The organism is Chloroflexota bacterium (assembly GCA_016197225.1).
GTDB lineage: Bacteria > Chloroflexota > Anaerolineae > Anaerolineales > VGOW01 > VGOW01.
Map to the genome: position 1 here is coordinate 40,180 of JACPWC010000014.1, position 24,395 is coordinate 64,574.

Annotated in this window: 21 protein-coding genes, 1 tRNA gene and 1 riboswitch; of the genes, 5 read left to right on the forward strand and 17 right to left on the reverse strand. The window is 60.3% G+C overall.

From position 1 onward, the window contains the following. The first annotated feature begins 33 nt into the window (after positions 1-33). Both HYZ49_02675 and HYZ49_02680 read left to right on the forward strand, forming a co-directional pair. The gene (locus tag HYZ49_02675; protein MBI3241181.1) at positions 34-603 is read left to right on the forward strand and encodes an rRNA pseudouridine synthase; all 570 of its coding nucleotides are present in this window, start codon (positions 34-36) and stop codon (positions 601-603) included. Between the two features lie 6 nt (positions 604-609). Next, complete coding sequence (locus HYZ49_02680; protein ID MBI3241182.1) at positions 610-1,713, forward strand: [LysW]-lysine hydrolase; 1,104 nt, start codon at positions 610-612, stop codon at positions 1,711-1,713. Positions 1,714-1,725: 12 nt separating this feature from the next. Here HYZ49_02680 and glnA read toward each other — a convergent pair whose 3' ends face one another. The 9 genes from glnA to HYZ49_02725 form a co-directional block, all read right to left on the reverse strand. After that, complete coding sequence (gene glnA, locus HYZ49_02685; protein ID MBI3241183.1) at positions 1,726-3,138, reverse strand: type I glutamate--ammonia ligase; 1,413 nt, start codon at positions 3,136-3,138, stop codon at positions 1,726-1,728. Between the two features lie 27 nt (positions 3,139-3,165). Then, entirely contained in the window at positions 3,166-3,795 is a 630-nt protein-coding gene (locus tag HYZ49_02690; protein MBI3241184.1) for a LysE family transporter, read from the reverse strand. A gap of 249 nt (positions 3,796-4,044) precedes the next feature. Then, on the reverse strand, positions 4,045-7,029 hold the full coding sequence (locus HYZ49_02695) for a S8 family serine peptidase (protein ID MBI3241185.1): 2,985 nt from the start codon (positions 7,027-7,029) through the stop codon (positions 4,045-4,047). A gap of 433 nt (positions 7,030-7,462) precedes the next feature. Further along, a riboswitch (cyclic di-GMP riboswitch) is annotated at positions 7,463-7,572 on the reverse strand. A gap of 34 nt (positions 7,573-7,606) precedes the next feature. Continuing rightward, a complete protein-coding gene (locus HYZ49_02700) occupies positions 7,607-8,809 on the reverse strand; it encodes a hypothetical protein (protein MBI3241186.1) in 1,203 nt (400 codons plus the stop codon). Continuing rightward, positions 8,806-9,384, reverse strand: coding sequence for a sigma-70 family RNA polymerase sigma factor (locus tag HYZ49_02705; protein ID MBI3241187.1), 579 nt, complete (start codon positions 9,382-9,384; stop codon positions 8,806-8,808). Before HYZ49_02705 ends, HYZ49_02700 begins: the two co-directional genes overlap by 4 nt. A gap of 168 nt (positions 9,385-9,552) precedes the next feature. After that, positions 9,553-9,623, reverse strand: a tRNA-Gln gene (locus HYZ49_02710). A 99-nt stretch (positions 9,624-9,722) separates the two neighbouring features. Continuing rightward, positions 9,723-10,928 carry an ornithine--oxo-acid transaminase gene (rocD, locus tag HYZ49_02715; protein MBI3241188.1) on the reverse strand — a complete coding sequence of 402 codons (1,206 nt, stop codon included), beginning with the start codon at positions 10,926-10,928 and terminating at the stop codon, positions 9,723-9,725. Between the two features lie 27 nt (positions 10,929-10,955). After that, on the reverse strand, positions 10,956-12,473 hold the full coding sequence (locus HYZ49_02720; GenBank protein ID MBI3241189.1) for a glutamate--tRNA ligase: 1,518 nt from the start codon (positions 12,471-12,473) through the stop codon (positions 10,956-10,958). Positions 12,474-12,702: 229 nt separating this feature from the next. After that, on the reverse strand, positions 12,703-13,971 hold the full coding sequence (locus HYZ49_02725) for a hypothetical protein (protein MBI3241190.1): 1,269 nt from the start codon (positions 13,969-13,971) through the stop codon (positions 12,703-12,705). Positions 13,972-14,168: 197 nt separating this feature from the next. Here HYZ49_02725 and HYZ49_02730 point away from each other — a divergent pair, with 197 nt between their 5' ends. Both HYZ49_02730 and HYZ49_02735 read left to right on the forward strand, forming a co-directional pair. Continuing rightward, the gene (locus HYZ49_02730; GenBank protein MBI3241191.1) at positions 14,169-14,408 is read left to right on the forward strand and encodes a hypothetical protein; all 240 of its coding nucleotides are present in this window, start codon (positions 14,169-14,171) and stop codon (positions 14,406-14,408) included. A 1-nt stretch (position 14,409) separates the two neighbouring features. Beyond that, positions 14,410-14,787, forward strand: a complete 378-nt coding sequence (locus HYZ49_02735; protein ID MBI3241192.1) for a clan AA aspartic protease — start codon at positions 14,410-14,412, stop codon at positions 14,785-14,787. 13 nt (positions 14,788-14,800) lie between these two features. On the opposite strand, the gene HYZ49_02740 is transcribed toward HYZ49_02735, so the two are convergent. Beyond that, positions 14,801-15,487 carry a glycosyltransferase family 2 protein gene (locus HYZ49_02740; protein MBI3241193.1) on the reverse strand — a complete coding sequence of 229 codons (687 nt, stop codon included), beginning with the start codon at positions 15,485-15,487 and terminating at the stop codon, positions 14,801-14,803. A 167-nt stretch (positions 15,488-15,654) separates the two neighbouring features. On the opposite strand from HYZ49_02740, the gene HYZ49_02745 reads away from it, so the two are divergent. Then, positions 15,655-16,689, forward strand: a complete 1,035-nt coding sequence (locus tag HYZ49_02745) for a YeeE/YedE family protein (protein MBI3241194.1) — start codon at positions 15,655-15,657, stop codon at positions 16,687-16,689. Positions 16,690-17,998: 1,309 nt separating this feature from the next. Here HYZ49_02745 and HYZ49_02750 read toward each other — a convergent pair. The 7 genes from HYZ49_02750 to HYZ49_02780 all read right to left on the reverse strand — a co-directional run bounded on the left by HYZ49_02750 (position 17,999) and on the right by HYZ49_02780 (position 24,255). Then, entirely contained in the window at positions 17,999-19,531 is a 1,533-nt protein-coding gene (locus HYZ49_02750) for a glycosyltransferase (GenBank protein MBI3241195.1), read from the reverse strand. Continuing rightward, on the reverse strand, positions 19,528-20,571 hold the full coding sequence (locus HYZ49_02755; GenBank protein ID MBI3241196.1) for an ABC transporter ATP-binding protein: 1,044 nt from the start codon (positions 20,569-20,571) through the stop codon (positions 19,528-19,530). Before HYZ49_02755 ends, HYZ49_02750 begins: the two co-directional genes overlap by 4 nt. 75 nt (positions 20,572-20,646) lie before the next feature. Next, positions 20,647-21,495, reverse strand: a complete 849-nt coding sequence (locus tag HYZ49_02760; GenBank protein ID MBI3241197.1) for a transporter substrate-binding domain-containing protein — start codon at positions 21,493-21,495, stop codon at positions 20,647-20,649. A 73-nt stretch (positions 21,496-21,568) separates the two neighbouring features. Then, positions 21,569-22,288 (reverse strand): ABC transporter permease subunit, encoded by a 720-nt coding sequence (locus HYZ49_02765; protein ID MBI3241198.1) that lies wholly within the window; start codon positions 22,286-22,288, stop codon positions 21,569-21,571. Continuing rightward, the gene (locus tag HYZ49_02770; GenBank protein ID MBI3241199.1) at positions 22,285-23,010 is read right to left on the reverse strand and encodes an ABC transporter permease subunit; all 726 of its coding nucleotides are present in this window, start codon (positions 23,008-23,010) and stop codon (positions 22,285-22,287) included. The genes HYZ49_02765 and HYZ49_02770 overlap by 4 nt, the downstream gene beginning before the upstream one ends. Before the next feature lies 1 nt (position 23,011). Beyond that, complete coding sequence (locus tag HYZ49_02775; GenBank protein MBI3241200.1) at positions 23,012-23,506, reverse strand: DoxX family protein; 495 nt, start codon at positions 23,504-23,506, stop codon at positions 23,012-23,014. A 95-nt stretch (positions 23,507-23,601) separates the two neighbouring features. Further along, positions 23,602-24,255 carry a TIGR04282 family arsenosugar biosynthesis glycosyltransferase gene (locus HYZ49_02780; GenBank protein ID MBI3241201.1) on the reverse strand — a complete coding sequence of 218 codons (654 nt, stop codon included), beginning with the start codon at positions 24,253-24,255 and terminating at the stop codon, positions 23,602-23,604. Positions 24,256-24,395 lie beyond the last annotated feature (140 nt).

The window sequence follows — 24,395 nt, forward strand, 5'->3', positions numbered from 1 at the left end:
GCCCGGTGACAGTCACCTTGCTAAAATGGCGAGATGCGCTACCTGCTGTTTTACAAGCCGTTCGAGGTGATGTCAGCCTTCACCGACCCGGAAGGGCGAAAGACGCTCGGCGACTTTATCGAGGTGAAGAATGTGTATTCGGCAGGGCGGCTGGATTACGACAGTGAAGGGTTGTTGCTGTTGACCGACGATGGCGAAGTCATTCATCGGTTGACCGACCCGGAGTTTGATCACCCAAAGACTTATCTGGCGCAAGTGGAAGGCGTGGCGACGGAAGAAGCCGTGCGACGGTTGCGCGAGGGTGTGATTTTGCGCGGCGAGAGGACCAAGGCGGCTGAGGCCGAGATCGTGACTGACCCGCTTGTGCCGCCGCGCCCGGTGCGCGATTATCACCCTGCAACGTGGATGAAGGTGGTTTTGCGCGAGGGCAAGAAGCGGCAACTGCGGCGGATGACGGCGGCGGTGGGCTTGCCGTGCTTGCGGCTGGTGCGAGTGGCGATTGGGCCGCTGACGTTGGGCGATCTTCAACCGGGGCAGTGGCGGTGGTTGACGGCTGAAGAAGAGCATCTTCTATTGAAGTCGCTCAGGTTAGGACGCAGATAAACGCAGATGAACGCGGATTTTGATGAAATAGGTTTTCTGGAAGGTCTTCTGAAAATTTATAGCCCCTCCCGTGACGAGGCTGAGGCAGTGAATTACCTTGTGGCGCAGATGAAGGTGCTGGGCTACGAGGCGATAGCTGACGGGGCAGGCAATGCAATTGGAGTGATGGGCGACGGGCCAGCCGAGATCATGTTGCTCGGCCACATTGACACCGTGCCGGGCTTCATTGAGGTGGCTCGCGACGGCGACGTTCTGCGCGGGCGGGGGGCGGTGGACGCGAAAGGGCCGCTGGCCTGTTTTGTGGCAGCAGGGGCGCTTGCAGGTCAAGTGGCCGGGCGGCGGATTACGGTGATTGGGGCGGTTGGCGAGGAAGGCGACTCGCGGGGAGCGAAACATCTACTGCAATCGCGGCTACACGCTTCGCGCGCTCCTACGATGATCATCATCGGCGAGCCGAGCGGCTGGGAGCGGGTGACGCTGGGCTACAAGGGGAGCGCGTGGTACGAGTTTACGGCGAAGCGGACGCTGGCGCACACTTCGGCGCAAAGCGAGAGCGCCTGCGAAGCGGCGGTGAGTTTTTGGAACCGGCTGACGGCGCAGGCGGCGGCGATGAATGCCGACAAGCCCAGGATGTTCGATCAGCTTTTGCCGACGTTGCGCGGGATGGTGTCAGAGTCGGACGGGTTTGTAGAGACGGCTAAACTGAAACTTGGTTTGCGCCTGCCGCCGGGGTTGGGCGTGGAGGCGTTGACGGCCATTGTTTCAGAGGTGGCGTCACCGGATCAAATTGAATTGCTCGACGGCGTCCCGGCCTATCGAGCAGAAAAGAACACGCCGCTGGTGCGATCATTTCTGGCCGCCATTCGCGGGGAAGGCGGGGAGCCTGGCTTCACCGTCAAATCCGGCACGTCGGATATGAATCTTGTGGCCCCTGTTTGGAATTGCCCGACAGTGGCTTACGGGCCGGGCGACTCGTCGCTTGACCACACGCCGGACGAGCACATTTTGATTCCGGAGTATCGGCGGGCGGTGAGAGTGCTGGCGAGAGTGTTGGGCGATGATCGACAGACTTCCGAAGTCTCGCCGGTGTTTGGCGCTTCGGAAGTCTGACCTCAGATTGCTCTAGACTTCGTAATACAAATAAAATTCATACGGATGCGGGCGCAAGCGGATCGGGTCTATTTCGCGCGAGCGCTTGAACTGCAACCAGACATCAATCACATCCTGAGTGAACACGCCGCCCTCAAGCAGGAAGGCGTGGTCGGCTTCGAGCGCGGCCAGGGCTTCGGGCAGTGAGCCGGGCACTTGCTTGATCTTTCTGGCCTCTTCGCCGTGCAATTCAAACAGGTCGTAGTCGGCAGGCTCGCCGGGATCGATCTGATTCTTGATGCCGTCGAGGCCGGCCATAAGCATGGCGGCGAAGGCCAGGTAAGGATTGGCCGCCGGGTCGGGGCAACGGAACTCGATGCGTTTGGCCTTCGGATTTTCAGAATACATGGGAATGCGGACAGCGGCGGAGCGGTTGCGGCGTGAGTATACGAGATTGACAGGCGCTTCAAAGCCGGGCACCAGACGATGATAGGAGTTCACGGTCGGAGCCACGAGGGCCAGCAGAGCCGGGGCGTGCTTGAGTAGCCCGCCGATGTAATACCTGGACAACTGCGACAGTCCGGCGTAGCCTTTGGTGTCGGCCATCAAGGTCTTGCCCTCTTTCCACAGACTCTGGTGAACGTGCATGCCGGAGCCGTTGTCGCCCCAGATCGGCTTGGGCATGAAGGTCACGGTCTTGCCTTTGGACTTGGCGTAGTTCTTGATGACGTATTTGTACATCATCAAATGATCGCCCATCTTCACTAGCGGCGAGAAGCGCATGTCAATTTCGCACTGGCCGGCGGTCGCCACTTCGTGGTGGTGAACTTCCACCGGGACCCCGGCCTTCATCAGTTCCAGCACCACCTCCGAGCGGAAGTCCTGCAGGGTGTCCATCGGCGAAACCGGGAAGTAGCCTTCCTTCCAGCGCGGAATGTGACCCAGGCCCGGCTTGTCGGAATTCCAGATGCCCTCGCCGCTGTCAATGGCGTAATGGGCGCTGTGCTGATCCTGCGCATAGCTCACGCTGTCGAAGACGAAGAACTCGGCCTCCGGCCCCCAATAGGATTCGTCGGCAACGCCCGTGCTTTTGAGATAAGCTTCGGCCTTTTGGGCAATGTAGCGCGAGTCGCGGGTGTAGGGTTCGCCCGTCAGCGGGTCTTTGACGTTGCACACCAGCGACAGGGTAGGCACGGCGCAAGCCGGATCAACGACGGCGGTCGTCGGGTCGGGGATCAGGATCATATCCGATTCGTGGATGGACTGAAAGCCGCGAATGGATGATCCGTCGAAGCCGACTCCTTCGGTGAAGACGGCCTCTTCGAGTTCCTCGATGGGCGAGGAAAAATGCTGCCACAAGCCGATTAAGTCCACGAACTTGTAATCCACGAACTTCAGGCCGTTGGCTTGGGCAAAGGCGATAACTTCTTTGGGTGTAGTCGTCATAGTTTCTCCAGCAAATTGAGTGTTGTGTTAGAGCAAAGCGCCAAACATTTGTGACGCCAACGTGAAACCGAAAATGATCATGGTTGCGCCGCAGGCGAAGGTAATGATGCGGAACGCCAGCGGGTTGAGCATTTGCTTGCCAAAGCGCACGGCCAGGGCCATGATGAAAGCCCACAGGAACACACCGCTGAGGAAGCCGGTGATAAAGGCCGTTGTCTGGCCGGCATTGCCGCCCACCACGCCGCCAGCCACCAGCGCCCCGCCAACCGAGAGCCAGTAACCCACGGCCATCGGATTCGCCATTGAAATCGCCGCGCCGGTTCGGAACGCGCCCTGCCTGTCCCTGGCATCGGCGGTTGCCTGAATGGCTGTTTGTTTTAGGGCGTCGCGCATCCCCATCGCGCCCAGATACACCAGCAGGCCCACGCCGGCAATGCCCAGCCCATTACGAAAGAAATCAATCTGCGCCAGTGGGGCCAAGCCGATCAGGGCGGCGATGCACCACGTCAGGTCGCCAATGATGGAACCAAGCTGCACCCGCAGAGCCGGGCCAAAGCCGCCGCGCAGGCCGCGCCGGATAGTTTCCAGGGCAACCGGGCCGGGCGGGGCGCTAAACGAAATGGCGATGATAGCGCCGGCAATGGCGGTTGAAAGCATATTGTCTCCTGGTCGGTTAAAACAGAGACGCCTCCAGCATCACACTTTGGTGTGTTTGGAGGCGTCGTGGCCTAAATTTATACAGTTAGGTTGCCGCGTAGTGTCTGGCAACGCCGCAAACTATATCATGGGAAGGTCATGAGCGTCAATAACAAAAATTTGGATGGAAGGATAGGGCAGGATGACTAAGAATCCGTCCGCCAAACCCTTAGGGTCTCTAAGACCCAAACTTTGCAAAGAGATTTCAGGCTACGGCGTGTCTACGCGGACGATGGTTGGGTTAGGCATGCCTGTCGAGCCGCTGTAGGCCACACTGCCGAGATACTTGGTGGCCGGGGCCAGGCCGCTGAAGGCAAGGTTGATTGCGCCAGTGCTGCCAAGAGTGGCAGAAGCAGGCGCGCTCACCGTCATGTTACCGGCCGCGGCGCTACCCAGCGCCCAGGTGAACAGTGTGTAGTTCGCATCCGGCCCGTCAGTCTGCCAGCCGTGGACGACTACGGTGTAGTTGCCCGCGGCCGGGTTGAGCAGGTTGACCTCTTCTGCCGAAGTGCCGCCGCCGCTTGACCCGACGAGCGCGCCGCCACTGTTGAACACGTAGAGGTCAATGTCGTCTGCGCCGTCGGTGAAGTCGTCAAACAGCGAGAACCGGGCATAGGTGGCGCCAGCCGGGATGGCGACCGAGTGCAGCGTAATGCCGACGCCACTCCCTAAAGCCGTGTTGATGTCATTGGCCGGGTCATCAACCACGTTGCCGGTGAATGAGGTCGCCGGGATCAGGCCGCGCGCCGTTGCCGTGAACGCGCCGGTGTAGCCGAAGGTCACGTTGTAGCTGAGCGGGCCGCCATTGCCGGAGATGGAAACCGGAGCCGACAGAGCCACCGGGCGCAGGGCGATCTGGCTCTTCACCACGTGGCCCTTGTTGCCGGTCAGCACGAGGGCGCCGAAGGTGTAACTATTCAACGGGGCAGTCGTTCTCGTGAAACTGACATTGTAGGTGAAGGACTGACCCGGGTTCACGGTAAATGAAGCAGGCAGAACCACAGTGATGCCCGTCAGCCCGGTGAAGGAAGCTGTGTAAGTTTCTTTCTGGTTGCTGACGTTGGTCACGGTGCGGGTGACAGTCTGCGCGCCCGCCAGCGCGCCAACGGCGATGGAGGGGTAGTTTAAGTTGCTCGGATCAATCACGGTTGCGCCAAAGGCGGCGCAGGTAGCCGACGGCAGTTGGCCCGTGCCGCACATGAAGCCGAGATAGTCGAGGAAGCCTGCGTTGTAGACCAGGCCGGGATTCACCGCACTGTTCGGAACTACCTGACCGGCGCCGTAACCAAAGGAGTTGCCGGGGATGGCGGAGCCGTTGTTGCGGGTCTGGCTGGCTGTGGTCATGAAGGCCGACTTAATCATCGCCGGCGTCCAATCAGGGTGAGCCTGCTTCAGCAGAGCGCCCAGACCAGCCATGTGCGGGCTGGACATGGACGTGCCGCTCAGGAAATCCCAGTTGCGGCCGCCTGCCGCCGGGGACACCGCCGCCAGCACATCAACGCCGGGAGCCATGATGTCGGGCTTGAGTAGGTCGCCATCGCCAGCCAGAGCCGGGCCACGAGAAGAGAAAGCGGCGACATCAGGTGCTACTGCACCGGCCACTTGTTGGCCCTGGCTCAATGAGGCTGTGGCGCCGGCGGTCGCCGCGTAAACGCGGACGGCGGCGCGGTCTGTAACTTGCAGGTGCACAGTCGGCACGAAGTGCAGGTCGGCGTTGAGCGAGTTCACGTTGGTGTTGGTCAGAATCATGCCCACACCACCGGCCATTTGAACGGCCAGGCTCTTATCCACGCGGGCGTTGGTGCCACGATCACAGACGACAATCTTGCCGGTCACAACAGCCGGGTCAAGCGTGCCAGAGAAGCACAGTTGAACCTGCGTTGGGTTAGCGCCGGGCAGGCCGGCCACAGTCGAAAGGATAAGCGAAGAAGATGGAACCGCCGCTCCGAGACCGACGCCGGTGTAGGTAGCGCCATTGCCCAGAGTTACGGTTGCCTGGTAGAGGCGGTCGTGCGTGCCGGCGGCAACAGTGGTCAGCCACGGGCTGTTGTGGGCCACGGTGCTGGCTCCGGGGCCGCTATTGCCAGCCGAGGCGGCCACAAACACACCAGCGTCGGCGGCGAACAGGAAAGCGATTTCGACCGGGTCGCGGAAGCTGGTGGTCGAGCCGCTGATCGAGAAGTTGATCACGTCTACGCCGTCGGCCACCGCCTGATCAATGGCGGCAACACTGTCTGAGCTGAAACAGCCGCCCTGATCGCGGCCCCAGCAAACTTTGTAAGCCGCAATGCGCGCGCGCGGGGCCATGCCGCTGATTGCGCCCAGGTTGATGCCGTCAACGATAGCCGTCACACCGGAGTTGCCGGCGGCTGTGCTGGCGGTGTGAGACCCGTGGCCGTCGGCGTCGCGGGCAGAGGCGTACTCGAACGGGAAGGAGGCTTTCACGGCCTCGTCTCCGCCGAAGCCGGCATTGAACCATTGCGCGCCGATCATCTTTTGGTTGCAGTTCGAAGCGGGGAATTCTTCGCCGGGCGTGCACTTGCCGTGCCAGCCGGGGATCTGGTGAAAGTCCAGCTTGCCATCCTGCGTGCCGTTGCCGTTTGTGCCGGTGCGATCACTGAAGCTGGGGTTCTCGGGCCAGATGCCGGTGTCTACCACGCCGACAATCACACCCTCGCCGGCGTTCCCCACGCCGCCGAGTTGATCCCACAGGCCGCCTGGGGCCGTCAGCCCCAGGAAAGCGGGAGTGGATGAAGTATCCATGTGGCTCAACGTGTCTTTGGTCACTGCGGCCACGCCGGCAGTCGCTTTGAGGCTGGCCACTTGCGCGTCGGACAGTTCGGCGGCAAAACCGTTGAACGTGTAACGGAAGTCGTAGAGCTTGCGTCCGCCGCCAACGCCGTTGAGTACGTCGTTGTGGCGATTGTCCAAATAGCTTACGTAGTTGATGACATCGGGGCTGTTGGGATCGATCTTCTGGCCCTTGTTGGGTTTGGTGGCCTTCAGCCCGCTAATGCCGCCCTTGTAAGCGGCGACAGGGTCTTCGAGCATTTGAACAATATAGACGCCGTTTGAGACCCCTTTGCCATTTCCTTTTACATCTGGATCGCCGGCGGCAAACAAGCCGCCGGTGGAGGCGGCCAGCAGGAGCGCCAGGACAGCGACAACGGTGAGTAATTTCCCTCTCAGATTCATTTCAGTTTCTCCTCATAGCAAATTGACGAAGATAGGTAGGTGTTGATTTGGTAAGCTACGTTCAGAAGTCTGGTCAAAGGCCCTATGATTTGCGGCATCACCTCCCGGGTTTTGGGTTTAAGAACGACTCAGTTGTGGCTGAGATACTGACAGATGCGTTTCGTGATGAAATAGGTTCGAGCCGTTCCCCCTGGACAGGCCCGAGTGCGGTTATTAATGATGGTGGCTGACAACAAACGGTTTGGTGGATGGCGAGGCCAGCAGGGAGGGTGGGGCTGCTGGCCTCGCCGAGGAGGGGAATGTTTACTGGTAGTCGGGAGTTGAAGGGAGAGGGCCGCCAAGACAACAGAGACGCCCCTGAAAAGGGGCAAGCTCCGCCATAGGTGACATCCCTCGATACAAACGCTCTCAGATTGATGAACAAAAAAAGCCAGCCCTCAACGGCCGGTTTCGCTACTAAGCTCCCCGAAGGCCCGCCGATCCAACTTGTCTCATCGGCAAGCGACCAAATGAGGTCTCCGGTTCATCGCATCCTACGATATAACCGAAGTTGAACAAAAAAAGATACGCCAACCGGCTATTTACACTTGGGTTTGCCGCTGGCGTTGGTGGGGCAGGCGGTTGGGGCGGGGTTGCTTTCGGCTGGCGGGGTAGCGGTGGCCGATGAGGGGGCGGGCGTGCAATAGTTGGGCGAGTTGGGATTATTGGCGTTACAGTTTGGGGCTGTTGCCGGGTTAGCCCCGTTGTTGCCATTATTGCCGTCCGCATTGCCATTGTGGGAAGTTGGCGCAGGCGTTGAGGCGCCGGCCTGTTGCGCGCTCGTAGTTTCTATCTTCCTGGCCTGGCCGGGCGGGGTATGAGCTTGTTGAGGCTCTGTGGGCTGTTGGGGAGGCGCGAGTGTGCCGGTAGGCGGCTGAAGCACAATGGCGATAGTAGTGGCCGTTGGGTTGGATGAGGTTTGTGCCGCCTCGGTTGTGACCGACGTTGTGGTGGCCTCGACGGCGGTGAGGGTGAGAGTCGGGGTTGAGGTGGGTGAGGCGGTTTCACCGGGGAAGCCGCCGTCCTTTTGAATCGCGGCGGTGGCTTGTTGAATCGACTCCTGCAAGGCCCGATCAAGTTCCACCTGGAGATGCGAGGGCGCTGTTGCTTTTACCTGTTCCAGGATGGCCTGCTGTTGCTGGGTTTCGGTAACGATGTTTTGGATAAGGGCCGGTTGGCTGTCTTTGGGCGCGAATTGAAGGGCGTCCAGAGCGGCCCCGGTTTCGGCGGTGATTTCGGCGGCCAACACAGCTATGGCTTCTGAATTGGCGAAGCCGCGTTCGGCCAGGGCGGCCAGTTCATTCAGTCGGCGCTCGGCAAACAGGGTGTGGAGCGCGGCTTTGTTGGAGGCCGGAGTGAGGAGCAGTTGCACCGACTCGCCGGTTCGTTTAACCGGATACAACGCATCGCCGGGCAAGCTGTCTGCAGAGGCGGTCACAGCTCCGGCGCTGATGAAGAAGAAGATCAGGGTGGCAAGGGCAACAACCCATTTGAGCGGCAAGCCGAACAAGCCGGCTCTGTTAGGCCGCGGGGCGCGAGTGCGCTGGCGCACCCGGGCCTCCAGGCGACGGGCGGCTTCGGGTGAGATGGCGGGCGCTCGCCAGGCCCGCAAGGCCTGGGCGGCTTGAAGCTGGGCTTTGAGGCCGGGCATGTCTGGAAAGAGGGCCAGACATTCCGCCGCCGTTTTTCGCCCGGCTTCGATCTCGGTCAAGCAATAAGCAAGCGCTTCTTCGGGTGTCATAGGTCGAGTTTGCGGGCCAGGGTTTGCAAGGCCCGGTGTTGCATGGCTTTGACAGCGCCCACAGTTTTACCCATGAGGCGCGCTGTGTCTTCCAAACTGTACCCTTCAATAAACCGCAACTGAATCACGGTCTTCTGTTCGTCGGTGAGCGAGGCAATCTCCTGGCTCAACTGGTTGGAGTCCATTCGAAGCCCGGCCCACGTTTCCGGGTCGGCTCCGTTATCCACAATGGCTTCAGAGAGTTCTTCAATTGGCCGTCGTGTTGCGCGCCGATAGTCAATCAACCGGTCGTGGGCGATTCGGAAGAGCCAGGCCGCCAGCGGCACGCCCCGGTCGTTGAAACGCGGCAGGCCCTCTGTCATTTTCAGAAACACTTCGCCGGTCAGGTCTTCGGCCACCGCTGATTCGTTGACGCGGAAATAGAAATAGCGGTAGATGGCCGACACGTGCCGGTTGTAAAGTTCGGCGGCGGCATCTGCATCGCCCTCCTGGGCGCGCCTGATGAGAGTGGACTCTTCAGAATGATCAATCGTGGGCACGTGGGGCTTCTTGAGGCTCCGGTTTGTGCCTTGCATTATAAACCGCGCCGGGTGAGAGTTTGGATACTCTTTGGTCAGTAAATAATGACGAAAGTCATGGGGGGAAAGTGACTGCCGCAAAACAAAACACCCAACTCGTTTTGAGTTGGGTGCTTTCGCCGAAGCGGGCAAGCCAGGGCTTGCCGAGCGCCTGTTCAAGTCAGGCTGGGGGACGTGGAGTCGAACCACGGCTCACGGATCCAGAATCCGCTGTTCTGCCACTAAACTATCCCCCAGTGCGCCGGAAATTTTACCACATTTGGAGGTTGGAAGTTTGAAGTTGGAGGTTGGATGACGGCTTCGATCTCCAACTTCCAATCTCCAATCTCCAACCTCTACTTCATATTCAACACCTCGCGAATCGCCGGCAGCGCCCCGTCAATGGTGTCCCGGTCAATGATCAACGGCGGGGCAAAACGGATGACGTTGTCGTGCGTCTCTTTGCACAGGATACCGCGCTCCTTGAGGGCTTCGCAGAAGCGGCGCGCGCCGCCGGCCTCAACCTTTAATTCCACGCCGATGAAGAGTCCCTTGCCGCGCACTTCTTTCACGTGGGGGCTGGGAATCTCGGCCAACTGTTCCAAAAAATATTCGCCCAGCACCGCCGAGTTCTGTACCAGCTTTTCTTCGACGATCACTTTGAGCGCGGCCCGGCCTACGGCGCAGGCCAGCGGGTTGCCGCCAAACGTCGAGCCATGCTCGCCCGGCTTGAACAGGCCCATGATCTCACGCGACGACAACACTGCCGACACCGGGTAGACTCCGCCGCTCAGGGCCTTGCCAATAATCACCACGTCGGGCCGGGTGTTTTCGTGTTCAAAGGCAAAGAGCTTGCCGGTGCGGCCCAGGCCGGTTTGAATCTCGTCGGCGATCAGCAGGGCGTTGTGCTTGTCGCAAATTTCGCGCAGGCGTTTGAGGTAACCCTCAGGCGGGATGATGACGCCGGCTTCCCCCTGGATCGGCTCGACCAGCACGGCGGCGGTGTCCGGGGTGATGGCGTTTTCGACGGCGGCAGAGTCGCCGTAAGAAACGGTGACGAAGCCGGGCGTGAAGGGGCCAAACGAATCTTTGTACGAGGGTTCGCTGGAGAACGAGACGATGGTGATGGTGCGCCCGTGAAAGTTTCCGGCGACGGTGACGATCTCGGCCCTGTTCTGCGGAATGCCTTTCACCGTGTGGCCCCACTTGCGGGCCAGCTTCAGCGCCGTCTCCACCGCTTCAGCGCCCGAGTTCATGGGCAGGCTCATCTCGAAGCCGGTCAGTTCGCATAGCTCTTTCATGAACGGGCCAAGCTGATCGTTGCGGAAGGCGCGCGAGGTCAGAGTCACTTTGCCGGCCTGCTCGATGAGGGCTTCGATGATTTTGGGGTGGCAGTGGCCCTGGTTCACCGCCGAGTAGGCGGCCAGACAATCCAGATACTTCTTGCCGTTCACGTCCTCGACCCACACGCCGTGTGCTTCGCGGATCACCACATCCAACGGCTTGTAGTTGTGAGCGCCATATTGGTTTTCGAGATTGATGTAAGTTTGTGAATTTGTCATGTCGTGAATCGCATCAAGCGACAAGCGTCAAACGTCTCCTTGACGTTTATCGCCTGACGTTTGACGAAGCAGTTCTTCTGCCTGCGCTAAACGGTTGAACACCACTTCTCTGTTCAACAAGGCCATGGTCTCAAACAGCGGCGGGCTGACGGTTTGGCCGGTGACGGCGGCCCGCAGAATGCCGAACAGTTGGCCGGGTTTGAGGTTGAGTTCTTCGGCCAGCGCCCGCATCGGTTGCTCGGCGGTGGCGTGATCGAGAACGGGCAGTGACTGAAGCAGAGCAACGGACTTTTGCAGAGCGGACAGCGCGCCCGCCGCCGTGAGGCCTTTAGGAATCAACGACTCGGTCGTCGGTGTCACCGTCTCCCGGAAAAAGAACCCGGCCATGTCCACCGCCTCGTCCAGGGTGGCGATGCGAACCTGGATGAGGGGCACGATCCGGCTCAGGGCGGCCTCGTCGGTCTTCAATCCGGCCTGATCAAAATAGGGCTTGATGCGCGCCGCCAACTCGGCCTGGGGCAGGTTGCGAATGTACAGGCCGTTGAAGTAGTCGAGCTTGTCGAAGTTCACGCCGGCGGGGGCCGGGTTGAGGCGCTCCAGGCTGAAACCGGCGATCATCTCGTCCAGCGAGATCACGTCGGTCTTGTCGTCCAGACTCCAGCCCATCAGGGCAATCCAGTTGCGCACGGCCTCCGGCAGGTAGCCCAGCTCGTGCATGTCGCGGACGAAGATCGAGTGGCCCTCTTCGGCCTTGAGGTTGGCGCTCTCGCGTTTGCTCATCTTGCCCTTGCCGCTCGGCTTGAGGAAGACCGAGAGATGCACCCACTGCGGCTCGTCCCAGCCGAAGGCGCGAAGGAGGAGGGCGTGTTTGGGCAGAGACGGTATCCACTCGGAGCCGCGCAACACGTGGGTGATGCCCATCAAATGATCGTCCACCATCGCCGCCAGATGATAGAGCGAGAGTCCGTCCGACTTGAGGATAATGAAGTCGTCGAGGGTGCTGTTGTCTACGGTGATGCCGCCGCGAATCAGATCGTGAACCGTGGTCTTGCCGCTTTCGGGAACCTTGAAGCGGATGACACCAGACTCGCCGCCAGCCTTGCGCGCTTTGGCTTCATCGAGCGGAATGTCCCGGCAGTGGCCGTCGTAACGCGACTGGCGCTTGAGGGCCTGCTGTTCGCGGCGCAGGGTCTCCAGCCGCTCTTTGGCGCAGAAGCAGTAATAGGCTTTGCCGCTTTCCACCAACTGCTCGGCATGGGCGCGGTAAATGTCGGCCCGCTGGCTCTGAATGTAAGGCGCGTGCGGGCCGCCCACGTCCGGCCCCTCGTCCCAGTGCACGCCCAGCCAGCGCAGGCCGTCCATTTGCTCTTCCATCGCGCCGGGCACAAAGCGCGTCTGGTCGGTGTCTTCGATGCGCAGGATGAACTGGCCGCCGGTTTGTTTGGCGAGCAGGTAGTTGTAGAGGGCGGTGCGCGCCCCGGCCACGTGCAGGGTTCCGGTAGGCGAGGGCGCAAAACGAACGCGGGCGGGTTTCAAGTCGGACATTCAAGCCTTTCAGGGTTCGCGGGAAATAGTGGGAAAGAAGGAAAAGCCGGTGGTTGAACCGGCTGGGGAATTATATCAAGAGGGTTGAGTGGCAAGCAGACAGTTCACCAAGAATATTCACCGCAGAGATCGCAGAGATTTTCCAGTCGATGCTGACGAGCGTGCGAAATCGTTATCTCGGAATGAGCCGCGGGCACTAGCGAGTTGGTGGCCGTTGGCTCGATGGAGATTATGCCGCGCATTGATGCGAATAATCTTCACCAATATGCCAAACATCCCGCCGTGGGTCCCTGAGCCAGTTGACAAGGCTACGCTGCGAAACAATTTGAAGGAGCAGCAAGTGGTCCTCTGCATGGCGTTGTGCTGACAAGAAGTCAATATCGACACGACTGGCATGGCTGCCATGAACGAGTGCACTTCGGACGTCATATAGGGTCTGTCGCCGACTTTCGAGAGCCGGGATAACTGTACCAAACCGCTTGACGTGCCGCTTGAAGAGTTGTGTAGGCCCTGTACCAGTTGGCTTTCCGCACGCTTTGCATATCGCGGTCTTTGTTTGTGGCAGCAAGCACTCGATAGCCGTTGAGAATGCGACCCCTGCGATTGACGGTTCGGAGTGGAATTGAATACCGATCGCATACCAGTAACTAGCGCGTACAAAGGAGTCCATCTTTTCGCGGTTGAGTGACTGAATAAGCTCAAGGTCATCGGCCAGAGAACTTGGGATGAGTAACTCCGAGTCCTTAGGCCATAGTCGTTCGTAGTAGTCGTCACCCTTGAGAATTGGGGCGGGCTCAAACTCGCGAATCGGAAAGTCATCTTGCTGTCCACCTTCTGTAGTAGAGAAGCTTGGATGAACGAGGTGGTTTTGAGGGACGCCGCTAGGTTTGAGAAGTGCCCAGACCCGCCCGGATGGCCAATGCACGAAGCGGATATGCCCGGCAAGCAAGAGTGTGAAAAGATACTGGTAACGGTCGAGGGCACGGAGCGTGCGATTGCTTTCCAGGAACGGGTTCGGACTGCGCGGAACTCGAACTTCAAGTAAAAACGGAAACGGTGGCCCCAAGTGTCCGCCCATGAATTGGTTGGGCAACCCGTGGTCAAACCAGTCGAGTCCCTTCCCGATTACCGTTGTATCTGGGCAAGGGCCAATACGGACTGAGTCATTCCACATATAGGTGCCGGCCAGCGGACGCTCTGAAAACAGAACACGGCTAGCTACGAGCGTTCCGTGAGTGTGGGCAGCTTCAGTTCTTGCGCGCTCCAATAGTGCCTCTTGCGCTTTGACGGATTGCAATGCTGGCCCTGGCTCTATGCTGCTTATCCGGCCACTCTTGAATCGTATGCGGGCGAACAATTCAGCGTTCGCTGAACTAGTGCGGTACTCAACCATACTAGCGGATAGTATCTGCGCGCTCGCGCCAACAGCCAGTGAGAGAATCGGTTCAATCTCGCGGTCATCTTCTACGCACTCGCGTAGGCGTTCAAGCAACGTCATGGGATGTCTTGGGTGGCATAACCATTAAGGATTGGTGCGGCGCGGTGTGTACGAGATCGTCTCCGGCTCAGGTCGGCCGCTGCCGCATAATCTTAAGTCGAACGAAGCTCCATCCAATTTACCTCAAATACATGGGAAACGCAATCTCGCTTTCCGGTGTCAGATGAAGTGTGCTATTATCGGCTCTGGAGGCTAACATGAACGTTGTTCCCATTCAAGTCACTGACGAGGGCGTACTCATTCCGAAAGTGTATCTGCACGAAGCCGCTGAGGTGGAAGTTGAGATAACGGCAGAGTATGTCATCGTCCGGCCAAAAGGCCGGCAGGCTGCTGAGTCTCCTGCCCAACGCCGCAAACCAGTTCGCATTTACAGCCCGCAATTAGCCAATCGAAAGCAGGCAAAAGATTTTGCGTTGAAAGTAACTGTAGAGTCGTGATATGGCCCAATACGACTCTGAGCAATTTGATCCGCCCGCGCCGATTGCGATTGTGGTAATACGCAACCCCGAAACGCAGTCCAGCGCATTGAACGTGCCGATGCTGATTGACACTGGCGCTGATGTGACGCTCATTCCTCGAGCGGTTGCCGAGCAACTTGGCCTCGCTACAGCAGATGACGGTCTCTATGAATTGTCGAGCTTCAATGGCGGGTTGAGTTCAGCCGTTGCTGTTCAAGCTGAACTGCAATTTTTGCGGCGAACCTTTCGCGGGCAATTCCTTCTGATTGACCAACCCATCGGCATTCTTGGCCGAAACGTTCTCAATACCGTGCGCCTTGTGCTTGATGGCCCACGATTAAGTTGGGACGAGGCGTAAATGCTTCACCTTCTCATCTCGCATACCTCACCGTCGTCCTCAAAATAAAATACGCCGCCAGCAGTGAGCCACGCACCGTGCCGCTCACCTTCGACTTCCCGGCCAGGCGCGGGTGGTGGCTCACCGGCACTTCCACGATTCTGGCCCCGCGCCGGGCGGCCTTGACCATCATCTCCGTCGGCCAGCCAAACGTCATTTCGCGCATGTCCAGATTCGCCAACAGGTCGGCGCGAATGGCGCGGTAGGGGCCTAAGTCGGTGACGGCCACGCCGTAGAGTCGGCGCATCAACCAGGCCGTCAGCCAGTTGCCAAAGCGCTGGTGGGGCAACATGGCCTCGCGTTCGCGCTCGCCTTCCAGCAGGCGCGAGCCTAGCACCAGATCGGCAGAGCCGTTTCGCAGAGGCGCAAGCAGGGCGGGCAATTCCGCCGGGTCAGAACTCCAATCGCCGTCGAGAAAGACGATGACCTCAGCGGACTCGGCAGCGCGCACTCCGGCGGCGCAGGCGAAGCCGTAACCCCGGCGCGGTTCGCTTACCACGCGCGCCCCGGCTTCCCCGGCAACTGCTACCGTGTTGTCCGTCGAGCCGTTGTCGGCCACAATTACTTCCACCCGATCCTCGGCGTCTCGCGGAATCGTTGCGATCAGTCTGGGCAAGTTCTCGGCTTCGTTGAGGGCGGGGATGATGATGGCGATGTTCATAAGAGTTGATTGAGGGTTCTGGTTCAGCCTGTCAACGAATTGCATAACGAATAAACGAATGTATCGCGGTCATCTATTCGTTTATTCGTTGCCTATTCGTTGACAGTGACCACCCAGTCATAACAAAAGTCTTACCGGCCACTCTTCCGCTATGATAAACTAACTTCATGAACACGTTCGCCCTTCTCGCTCTTGGCGCCCTCATCGGCCTGCCGCTCGGCTACGTCATGCAACGCACCCGCCTGTGCTTCAACTCGGCCTACCGCACCGCGCTTTTGCAGAAAGACTTCACGCTTCTGCGAATGATCCTGCTCGCCATCCTCATTCAAATGGTCGGCCTGTACACGCTGGCGCAGTTCGGCCTCGGCGGGGTGAGCGTGAACGTCGTGCCGTTCTTCATCGTTGCCAACATCCTCGGCGGCTTTGTCTTCGGTATTGCCATGACGTTCGCCGAAGGTTGCTCCAGCACAGTCTGGTATCGCGTGGGCAACGGCAACCTCGGCGCGCTGGTGACGTTGATCGGCTTTGCGATTGGCGAATGGATCGTAGAGACCTGGGATCCGCTGGCGGCGATTCGTGGCCCGGAACTCAAACCCGACTCGGGAGCAATCGCCACCCTTCCCAACTTCCTCGGCCTCTCGCCCTGGCTCATCGTGATCCCGCTTGCGCTCCTCGCCGCCGCGTGGCTGTGGCGCGTGCGCTCGTCAACGTCAAACTATCTTGGCGGTTGGAACTGGCGATTAGGCGGACTCTTGCTTGGACTGATCGGCACAGCGGCCTGGCTCGTGGCCTGGCCGACTGGCTGGCATTACGGCGTTGGCGTGGTTGGGGCGACCGGCCCCTGGGTGTCGGCCTTGTTCAAAGGGCTGGCCGTCTTGAACTGGGGAAGCTTCATGATCGCCGCCATGCCCTTCGGCGCGCTCGTCGCCGCGTTGCAATATCGTGAGTTCAAGTGGCAAGTGCCAAACTTGCCCAGCACCGTTCGTATGACTCTAGCGGGGTTGATCATGGGCGTGAGCGCCACGTTTGCCGGCGGGTGCAACATCGGTCATGGCTTCAGCGGCCTGCCCACGCTGGCTCTGTCGTCCATCGTCGCCACGCTCTTCACTTTTCTCGGCGCAACGGTTGGAGTTTATTGGCGATTTATCAGGCCACAGCCGATTCGACTCCACGAAGTCACACGAAGTGATACAAAGATATAACCCTTTCGTGTTCCTTCGTGCCCCTCGTGGATCAACAGCGGCTCTCGCCCTCCTCGGCCTCGCCAGCCTTGCCATTTGGGCGAGCGTGCCAGCTTTAGCGCCTCTGCGCGGCCCGTCGCTCCTCGACTACCTCCCGCGCTACTTCGCAACCTTCGCCCTCTACCTCGCCGCTCTCCTCGTTCTCTCCCTTTCGCCGCCGCTCCCCCGCGCCCCGGCCCTCATCTTCCTCTTCGCCATCCTCTTCCGCCTCCCGCTCCTCACCACGCCTCCCACGCTCTCCGATGATGTCTATCGTTACCTTTGGGATGGCAACGTGCAGAACGCCGGCGTGAACCCTTACGCTCATCGCGTGGACGCGCCCGCCCTCGACGACCTCGCCACGCCCAACCGCGCCCTGGTCAACAACCCGCAAATGGCTTCGCCGTACCTGCCGGTTGCGCAAGTCTTCTTCGCTGTCGTCGTTCGCCTCGCGCCCGAGTCGGTGGCGGCCTTTCAGATCGCGACCATGATCTTCGATTTGATCACCGGCCTGCTGATCACGATCCTGCTTCGCCGGTTGGGCCGCCAGCCCGCGTGGGCACTCGTTTACCTGTGGAATCCCCTCGTCGTCGTCGAGTTCGCCCACGGCGCGCATGTGGACGCGCTGATGGTGATGCTGATGGTGACCGCCCTTGCGCTTCACGTTTGGCGTTTGACGTTTGACGCCAGCCCCATCCTTCTCGCCCTCGCCACCCTCGTCAAACCCATCCCGGTCTTACTGCTCCCAATTCTGATTCCGCGCTGGGGTTGGAAGCGAACATTGGTTTATGGATTGACGGTCTTCGCGGGGTTGGCGGCCTACTCAGGGGCAGGGTGGGGGCTGACGACAGACCTCTCGGCAGGAACCGGCCTCTTTGGCGCAACGCGAATCTATTTGCAGTTGTGGAACTTCAACGGCGGCTTATATCACTGGCTGGAAGTTTTGCTCACCGGCTATCGCACCGAAGGCGCTGTGCCAGCCGGGACGCCGGGAATTGAATTGGCAAAGGTGATGTGCACGGGGTTGTTATTAGTCGTATTGGTTGTTGTATTCTGGCGCAGCCGCTCCGCGAAACTTTCCACAACAGAGGCGGCCAAACTCTGGATCATTCCCGTCTTTGCCTACTTGCTCCTCACGCCGACGGTCAATCCCTGGTACCTCGCGCCGTTTATCGCACTCGTGGTTTTCGCAATCCCTGAAACACAAGGAGGCAAGGAAACAAGGGGACAAGGATTCCTCTCCCTTTCTCCCCTTCTCCTTGTCCCCCTCTCCGCTCTCTACTTCTCCGCCTCAGCCGCCCTCTCTTACCTCACGTACCTCGATCCGCTGAACTTCCGCGAGACGGACTTCGTGCGGCGCTGGGAATACCTGCCCGTTTACGGCCTGTTGCTGGGCGCGCTGGCCGGCGCTCTGTATCACCGTCACCGCCGCCACGTAGCCGAAGCTCAACACGTAAACGACGAGCCAGGGCACGAACCCCCACCGGCCCTGTAGCCCGACGACGAAGGCGCACCACACGGCGAAGACGCCCGCCGCCATTTCACCCCACACCCAGCGATCTTGTTTGAGCGCGTAGCCGCTATGCTCCCAGCGCTCTTCCGAGTGGCGTACGGCAAACTTGGGCGTGCGCTGAAACGCGCCGCGCCCCGGCAGAAGCAAGCCGGCCAGCGCGGCGTTGCTGTTGTTGAGCGAGAGGCCGATGCCCAGCAGAATCAGGCCGGGGATCAGTTTGAGGCGTTCCGGCCAGGTTGGGCCGTCGGCGGTTCGGGCGGCCAGGAACAACAGCGGCGGCCCCACCGCCGAGATCATCAGCAGTGGAATCCAGCGCAACATTGGCGAGTTGGAAAAACTGATCGGCAGGGACAGGATCATCACCAGCAGGATCAGCGGATGCACCAGATAGGCGGTGAGGTGCAATGCGCCTTCAAGTTTGATGGCGAGTGGTTGCGGCGAGCGCAACAGCGGCCAGAGCAGTTTGCGCGCCGTTTGCAGACTGCCTTTGGCCCAGCGCGCCTGCTGGTTTTTATAGGCCGTCATTTGCGCCGGAAGTTCGGCGGGCACGGTCACGTTTGGCAGAAATTCGATGCGCCAGTTTTTGAGTTGGGCGCGATAGCTCAAGTCCAAATCTTCGGTGAGGGTGTCGCCCTGCCAGCCGCCCGCGTCTTCAATGCAGGCTCGCCGCCAGACTCCGCCCGTGCCGTTGAAGTTGAGGAACAAGCCATTCCGGGCGCGGGCCGTTTGCTCGACCACAAAGTGGCCGTCCACGCCGAGTGCCTGTAGTTGAGTGAGCAGTGAGTAGTTGCGGTTGAGATGCGACCAGCGCGCCTGAACACAGCCCGCCCGCGGGTCGGCGAACCAGGGCAGGGCGCGGCGCAGGAAGTCGGGCGGCGGCACGAAGTCGGCGTCGAAGATGGCGATGAACTCGCCCTGCGCCTGCGTCAGGCCTGCGGCCAGCGCCCCGGCTTTGTAGCCGTCGCGTTTGGCGCGGTGCAGGTGGACGATGTTGAGGCCGTTGACTTGGGCGCGAGCGACGAGCGAGGCCGCCAGCTCCGTCGTTGCATCCGTCGAGTCGTCTAGCACTTGCACTTCAAGCAGATGGCGTGGATAGTCAAGAGCGGCCACCGCTGAGATCAATCGCTCAACCGTGTGCAATTCGTTGAAGAGGGGAAGCTGAACCGTCACCCGCGGCCAAACATCCAACATCGGCGGCCCCACCCGAGTCGCGGCCCGGCGATACAGCCAGAGCAGGTAGAGGCTGTTGAAGCCGTAGAGGGCCAGCAGGATCGAAGTCAGCGCGTAGAGGGTTTCGACGATGATCATCATTCAACCGGCATGAGCCAGATTCGTTCGCGGGGAAGATGCAACTGAATCGCATCGCCAGGGCGGCAGGTGATGTAAGGCGGCGAGGTGATCTCCAGTGTGCCGCCGCCGACGAGCACCCGGCACCGCGCCGATTCGCCCTGATACGTCCAGGCCGCCACTTGCCCGGCCAGCGTGTTCGCCCCGTTCGGCCCGAACTGAATGGCCTCCGGCCGGATCGTCGCCAGCACCGGGCCGTCGGGAAGCGAACTGGGATTGACCGCGAACGCGCCCCACTCGGTTTCGATGAGGTCGCCGCGCTTGCGAGCCGGGAAGATGTTGAGGCCGCCGAAGAACCGGGCCACTCGCGCCTCAGCCGGGCGCTCGTAGAAGTCCTGCGGTCTGCCCATTTGAGTCACGGCTCCGTCCATCATCAAGGCCACCCGGTCGGCAATTGCCACCGCTTCAGCCTGATCGTGGGTGACAAACAGAGTTGTGATCCCGGACTGCTTTTGCAGGCTGACGATGTCGGCCCGCAGTTCTTCGCGCAGTTCAGGATCAAGATTGCTCAACGGTTCGTCAAGGAGGAGCAGTTTGGGCCGCACGACCAGCGCCCGCGCCAGGGCCACTCGTTGGCGTTGCCCGCCCGAAAGTTCGTCGGTCCAACGAGACTCAAAGCCGGGGAGCCGCACCAGGGCCAGGGCTTCGGCCACGCGCCGCTTGATTTCGTCGCGCCCGACGCGCCGCATTTTCAGTCCAAAGGCCACATTGTCGGCCACCGACATGAACGGAAAGAGAAGATGCCCCTGAAAGACCATCACCGCTCCCCGCTTTTCGGGCGGCACGCGCAACACCGATTCGTCGTCGAAGACAATGTCGCCGGACGTAGGATCGAGCAGTCCGGCGATCAGCCGCAGAGTCGTCGTCTTGCCACAACCCGACGGGCCGAGCAGGGCCACCAACTCACCCGACTCAACGCGCAAAGAGACCTCGCGCAGAGCGGCCACTGGCCCGGCACGAGAGGGAAAGTCTTTGGTGAGGCGGGTGAGGGTGAGGGAAGTCATAGAGATTAGAGATTGGAGATTAGAGAATTGGAAATGCCATCAATCTCCAATTCTCCGATTCTCCAATCTCTGTTTTCAGGGCCAAACTTCCATCTGTCCGCCGAGCGGCAGGTGAACCTCGGCCTCCGGGCCAAGCCACTTGTCGTAGATGGCGGCGTACGTTCCATCTTTCCACATTTCCTGTAAGGCGTAGTTGACGGCGTCGCGCCAGGCCGAGTCGTTCACCGGCAGGCCAATGCCAAACTGCACAGGGTTGATGCCGCCGGGCAGGAGCACCAGGTTCGCGTCGCCGGCGGCCAGAGCCAGCAGGGTGATGCCGTCTTCGGCGTAGCCGTCTACCGCGCCGTCGCGCAAGGCTTGCACCGCCGCCACCTTGTCGGTGAACTCGACGATCTCGGTCGCCGGGCCGCCGTGCTCGGCCACATATTTCTTCCAGGCGTCAATCGCCGAGCTTCCGGCGTTCAGGGCCACCTTCTTGCCGAACAAGTCTTCCAGCGAGTCAATGCCGCTGTCCTGGCGCACCATGAACGTCTGGCTGTCCCAAAAATAAGTAAGGCTGAAGTCTACAGCATCTTCACGCTTGCGGGTGTGGTTCATGCTGGCCACGGCCATATCAATTTTGCCTTCCTGCAAAAAGCTGATGCGTGTGGTTTCGTCTACCTTCACCTGCTCGATCTTCACGTTCAGCCGCCGGGCCAGTTCGTTCGCCAGGTCAACGTCGAAGCCCACCCAGTTGCCGTTCGGGTCAATGTAACTCAACGGCGGGTTGTCGAAACGGACGCCGGCTCGAACTACGCCGGCGGCCCGCACTTTGTCCAACGTGGACTGGGTCGCTGTCGAGGCCGGGGCCACCGCCGCCGACTGGCAGGCCGTCACCAGGAACATCGCACTTACAACTAATAGAATAGTCTTTCGTAGATTCACAGTCATTCACTCCTTGTGTATTTTTTTGAAGCCTGTTTATAGACGACCTGACTCGTTGCTTTCTTACTTCCTCTCATAAATTCGCCAGGTTGCTCAGTTGATCAGCCAGCCGCCCGCGCCTCTCCCAGCGAGCGGCCAGGCGCGAGGCGAGCAGGGCAACGGCGGCGTACATCAGCCCGACGGTGAAATAGACGGGGACCCAGTAGATCGAATTGCGAATATCGCTCCCCAGCGCCGACCGGGCGACCGTCATCAACTCTCCGACGCCCAGCACCACGACCACCGACGAATCTTTGAATAGCGAGATGGCCTGCCCGGTGAAGGCGGGCAACATCACCCGCAACGCGTAGCGCAGGCGGACGAAGAAAAATATCTGCCAGCGGTTGGCGCCCATCAGCCGCGCCGAGTCGATCAGGGTGGGCGGCACGGCGGCCAGCCCGGCGCGCACAATCTCGGCCTGATAGGCTGAGGTGTAAAGCGTAAGCGCCGCCAACGTTGAGGTCAACGGACTGAAGTCCAGTCCGAAGCGCCTGCCGCCGATCACTTGATGGATAAGCAGGAGCAGTAACACCAGCGGCAGGCCGCGCAAGACTTCAACGTAGAGCGCCGTGAGCCGCCGAGCGGGGGCAACCGACGAAGCCCGGCCTGCGCCGACAAACAGCGCCAGAAGAAATCCGGAACCAATCGCCAGCGCCGAGATGAGGAGGCTCAACACAAGCCCGCCCGGCCTCTGGCCCGGAAAGCCAAAGAGCAGGTTGGGCAAAATCGAGAGGATGAAGTCGAACGCAGTCATTCGGTAAGTTTGCGCGGCCCCAGCAAGGCGCGGCGCAACAATTGGGCAAACACCCACGAGGACAGCCAGTATAAGACTGAGGTCAGCAACAGCAGTTCTATGGCGTAGAACGAGCGGGTGATGGACGTTTGCATGGCTTTGAAGAGTTCGGGCACGGCGACGAAGGCGGCCAGGGCTGTGTTCTTCATGTTGTGGATGAGTCTCGTGATCACCGCCGGCGAAGCGGCGCGCAGGCCGTGCGGCAACAGGATGTGGCCGAAGGCTCTGGCCGGCGAGGCGCCGAGAGCGCGAGCCGCCTCCCAGTGTTCACGGGCCAGCGTGCCGACACCCGCTCGAAACAGTTCGGCGATGTAGGCGCTGGTGTTGAGCGTCAGCCCCAGCGCCGCCGCCAGCGCGTAATACGGAATCACCAGCCCGGTAAGTTGGCTCAGGGTATTCACTACATTGTTGTCAAAGAACAACGCCCGTCTTGCTTCCGGGCTGAAGGCGTTGGGCAGAGCGTAGGCCCAAAAGACGATGGCGACGAGGGCGGGCACGTTGCGAAAGACTTCGACGTAAATAGTCCCCAGGCTACGCGCCGCCGGTGAAGCCGACAACTTCAGCCAACCCACGCACACGCCCAGCCCCAGTGCAGCGGCGGACGTGAGGAGGGTGAGGGCGATGGTGGCGGCCAGCCCGTTGAGGAGCAGAGCAGCGGTTTCTGAAGTGAGCCAGGGGAACATATCACCACAACGGCAACTTCGGTTCGCCAAAGCGTTTGAGCAGGTAAGCGTCCACGCCCGCACTGCGGCCGGCGCGCGCCAGCAGGCACACGCCTAAAATGCTGATCGGCATCCAATAAGCCCAGGGCCAGTCGTGGCCGTAGCTGGCGAGAAAGGTGTTGATGAGGAAGAAGATGCCGCCCAGGCTGAAGAGCGGGGTGAAGAAGCCGACGATCAGCGCCAGCCCCAGCAGTAGTTCGGCGACGAGTTGAAACGGGGCAAAGACTCCGCGAACCGGCAGGATGACGTTGTTGATGAAAGCGGCGTACCAGGTCAGCGGGTTTTCGGATTGCGGGAAGACGTTGGTGAAGAAGTTTTGCAGGCCGTCGGGCGTGTAGAAGCCTTTGAGCAGGTTGCTGTACCAGGTGGTGATGAACACCAGGCCGACCATGATTCGCAAGAGCGTAAGCCAGAAGAGAGGGGTTTGAGGGTCTTTGAGTGATGATGGAAGTTTCATGAAGGAATGCGCCTTTCAGACAATAGATGCAACAACTTTCCAAAATCTTACTAACTCGCCAAACCTTAGGGTCCGCTTCGCGAGATCCTAAAGGTTTATCTGGCGCTCAAAAATGCGCGAGTATGCCTGGCCCGGTGCGATGGCAGAGCCGCCAACTCAATGCACAGCCGCTCCAGTTCGGCGGCGGTGTCCACATCGTACCAGGTTGGGAGTTGAGAGACGGCCAACCCGTCCTCGGCGGCCAGAGCCAGCGTGTCGCGGGCGACGTTTGGTGTGCTCATTTTTACCTCGCGCAAGAGTCGTGGCGCGGGGCGCTTGAGGCCGATCAAATAGTAGCCGCCATCCTCACACGGGCCGAGAACCACGTCGGCGGCATCCAACGCCGTGAACGCCTGACGCAAAAATTCGGCGGGCAGGGTGGGGCTGTCGCTGTCCATGATCACGGCTCGTTCAAACCGGCCAGTCAAATAATGCGTCAGTGTGTTGTCCAGCCGCTCACCCAGATCGTGGCCACGTTGCAACAGCAATTCAAAATCCGGGGCCAGGCAATGAAAGTAGTCGTCGGCGTCGCCGGGCAGGTAGGCCAGAATTGGCTGAGCCTCTTTCACCGAGCGCATCAGGTCGAGCGTGTCGAGCAAAAAGCCTTCGTAGAGTTGCGCGGCTTCCTCTGAAGAAAGCGGCGGCGCAAGGCGGGTTTTAGTCTGGCCGGGCCTGGGGCGCTTGGCGACGACGATTAAGGCGTTAGGCATTAAGTTTGAACTGGTGGTGAGTGTCGCCGATAAAGCTAACGAAAGCCTTACAGCCTTATCGCCGCGCTCGCGCGTCGGCGGCGAGTGAGCGCCCGTTTTTAGTGCGGGCGTTGCGCCCGGTTTTCAAGATGACGGCCTCG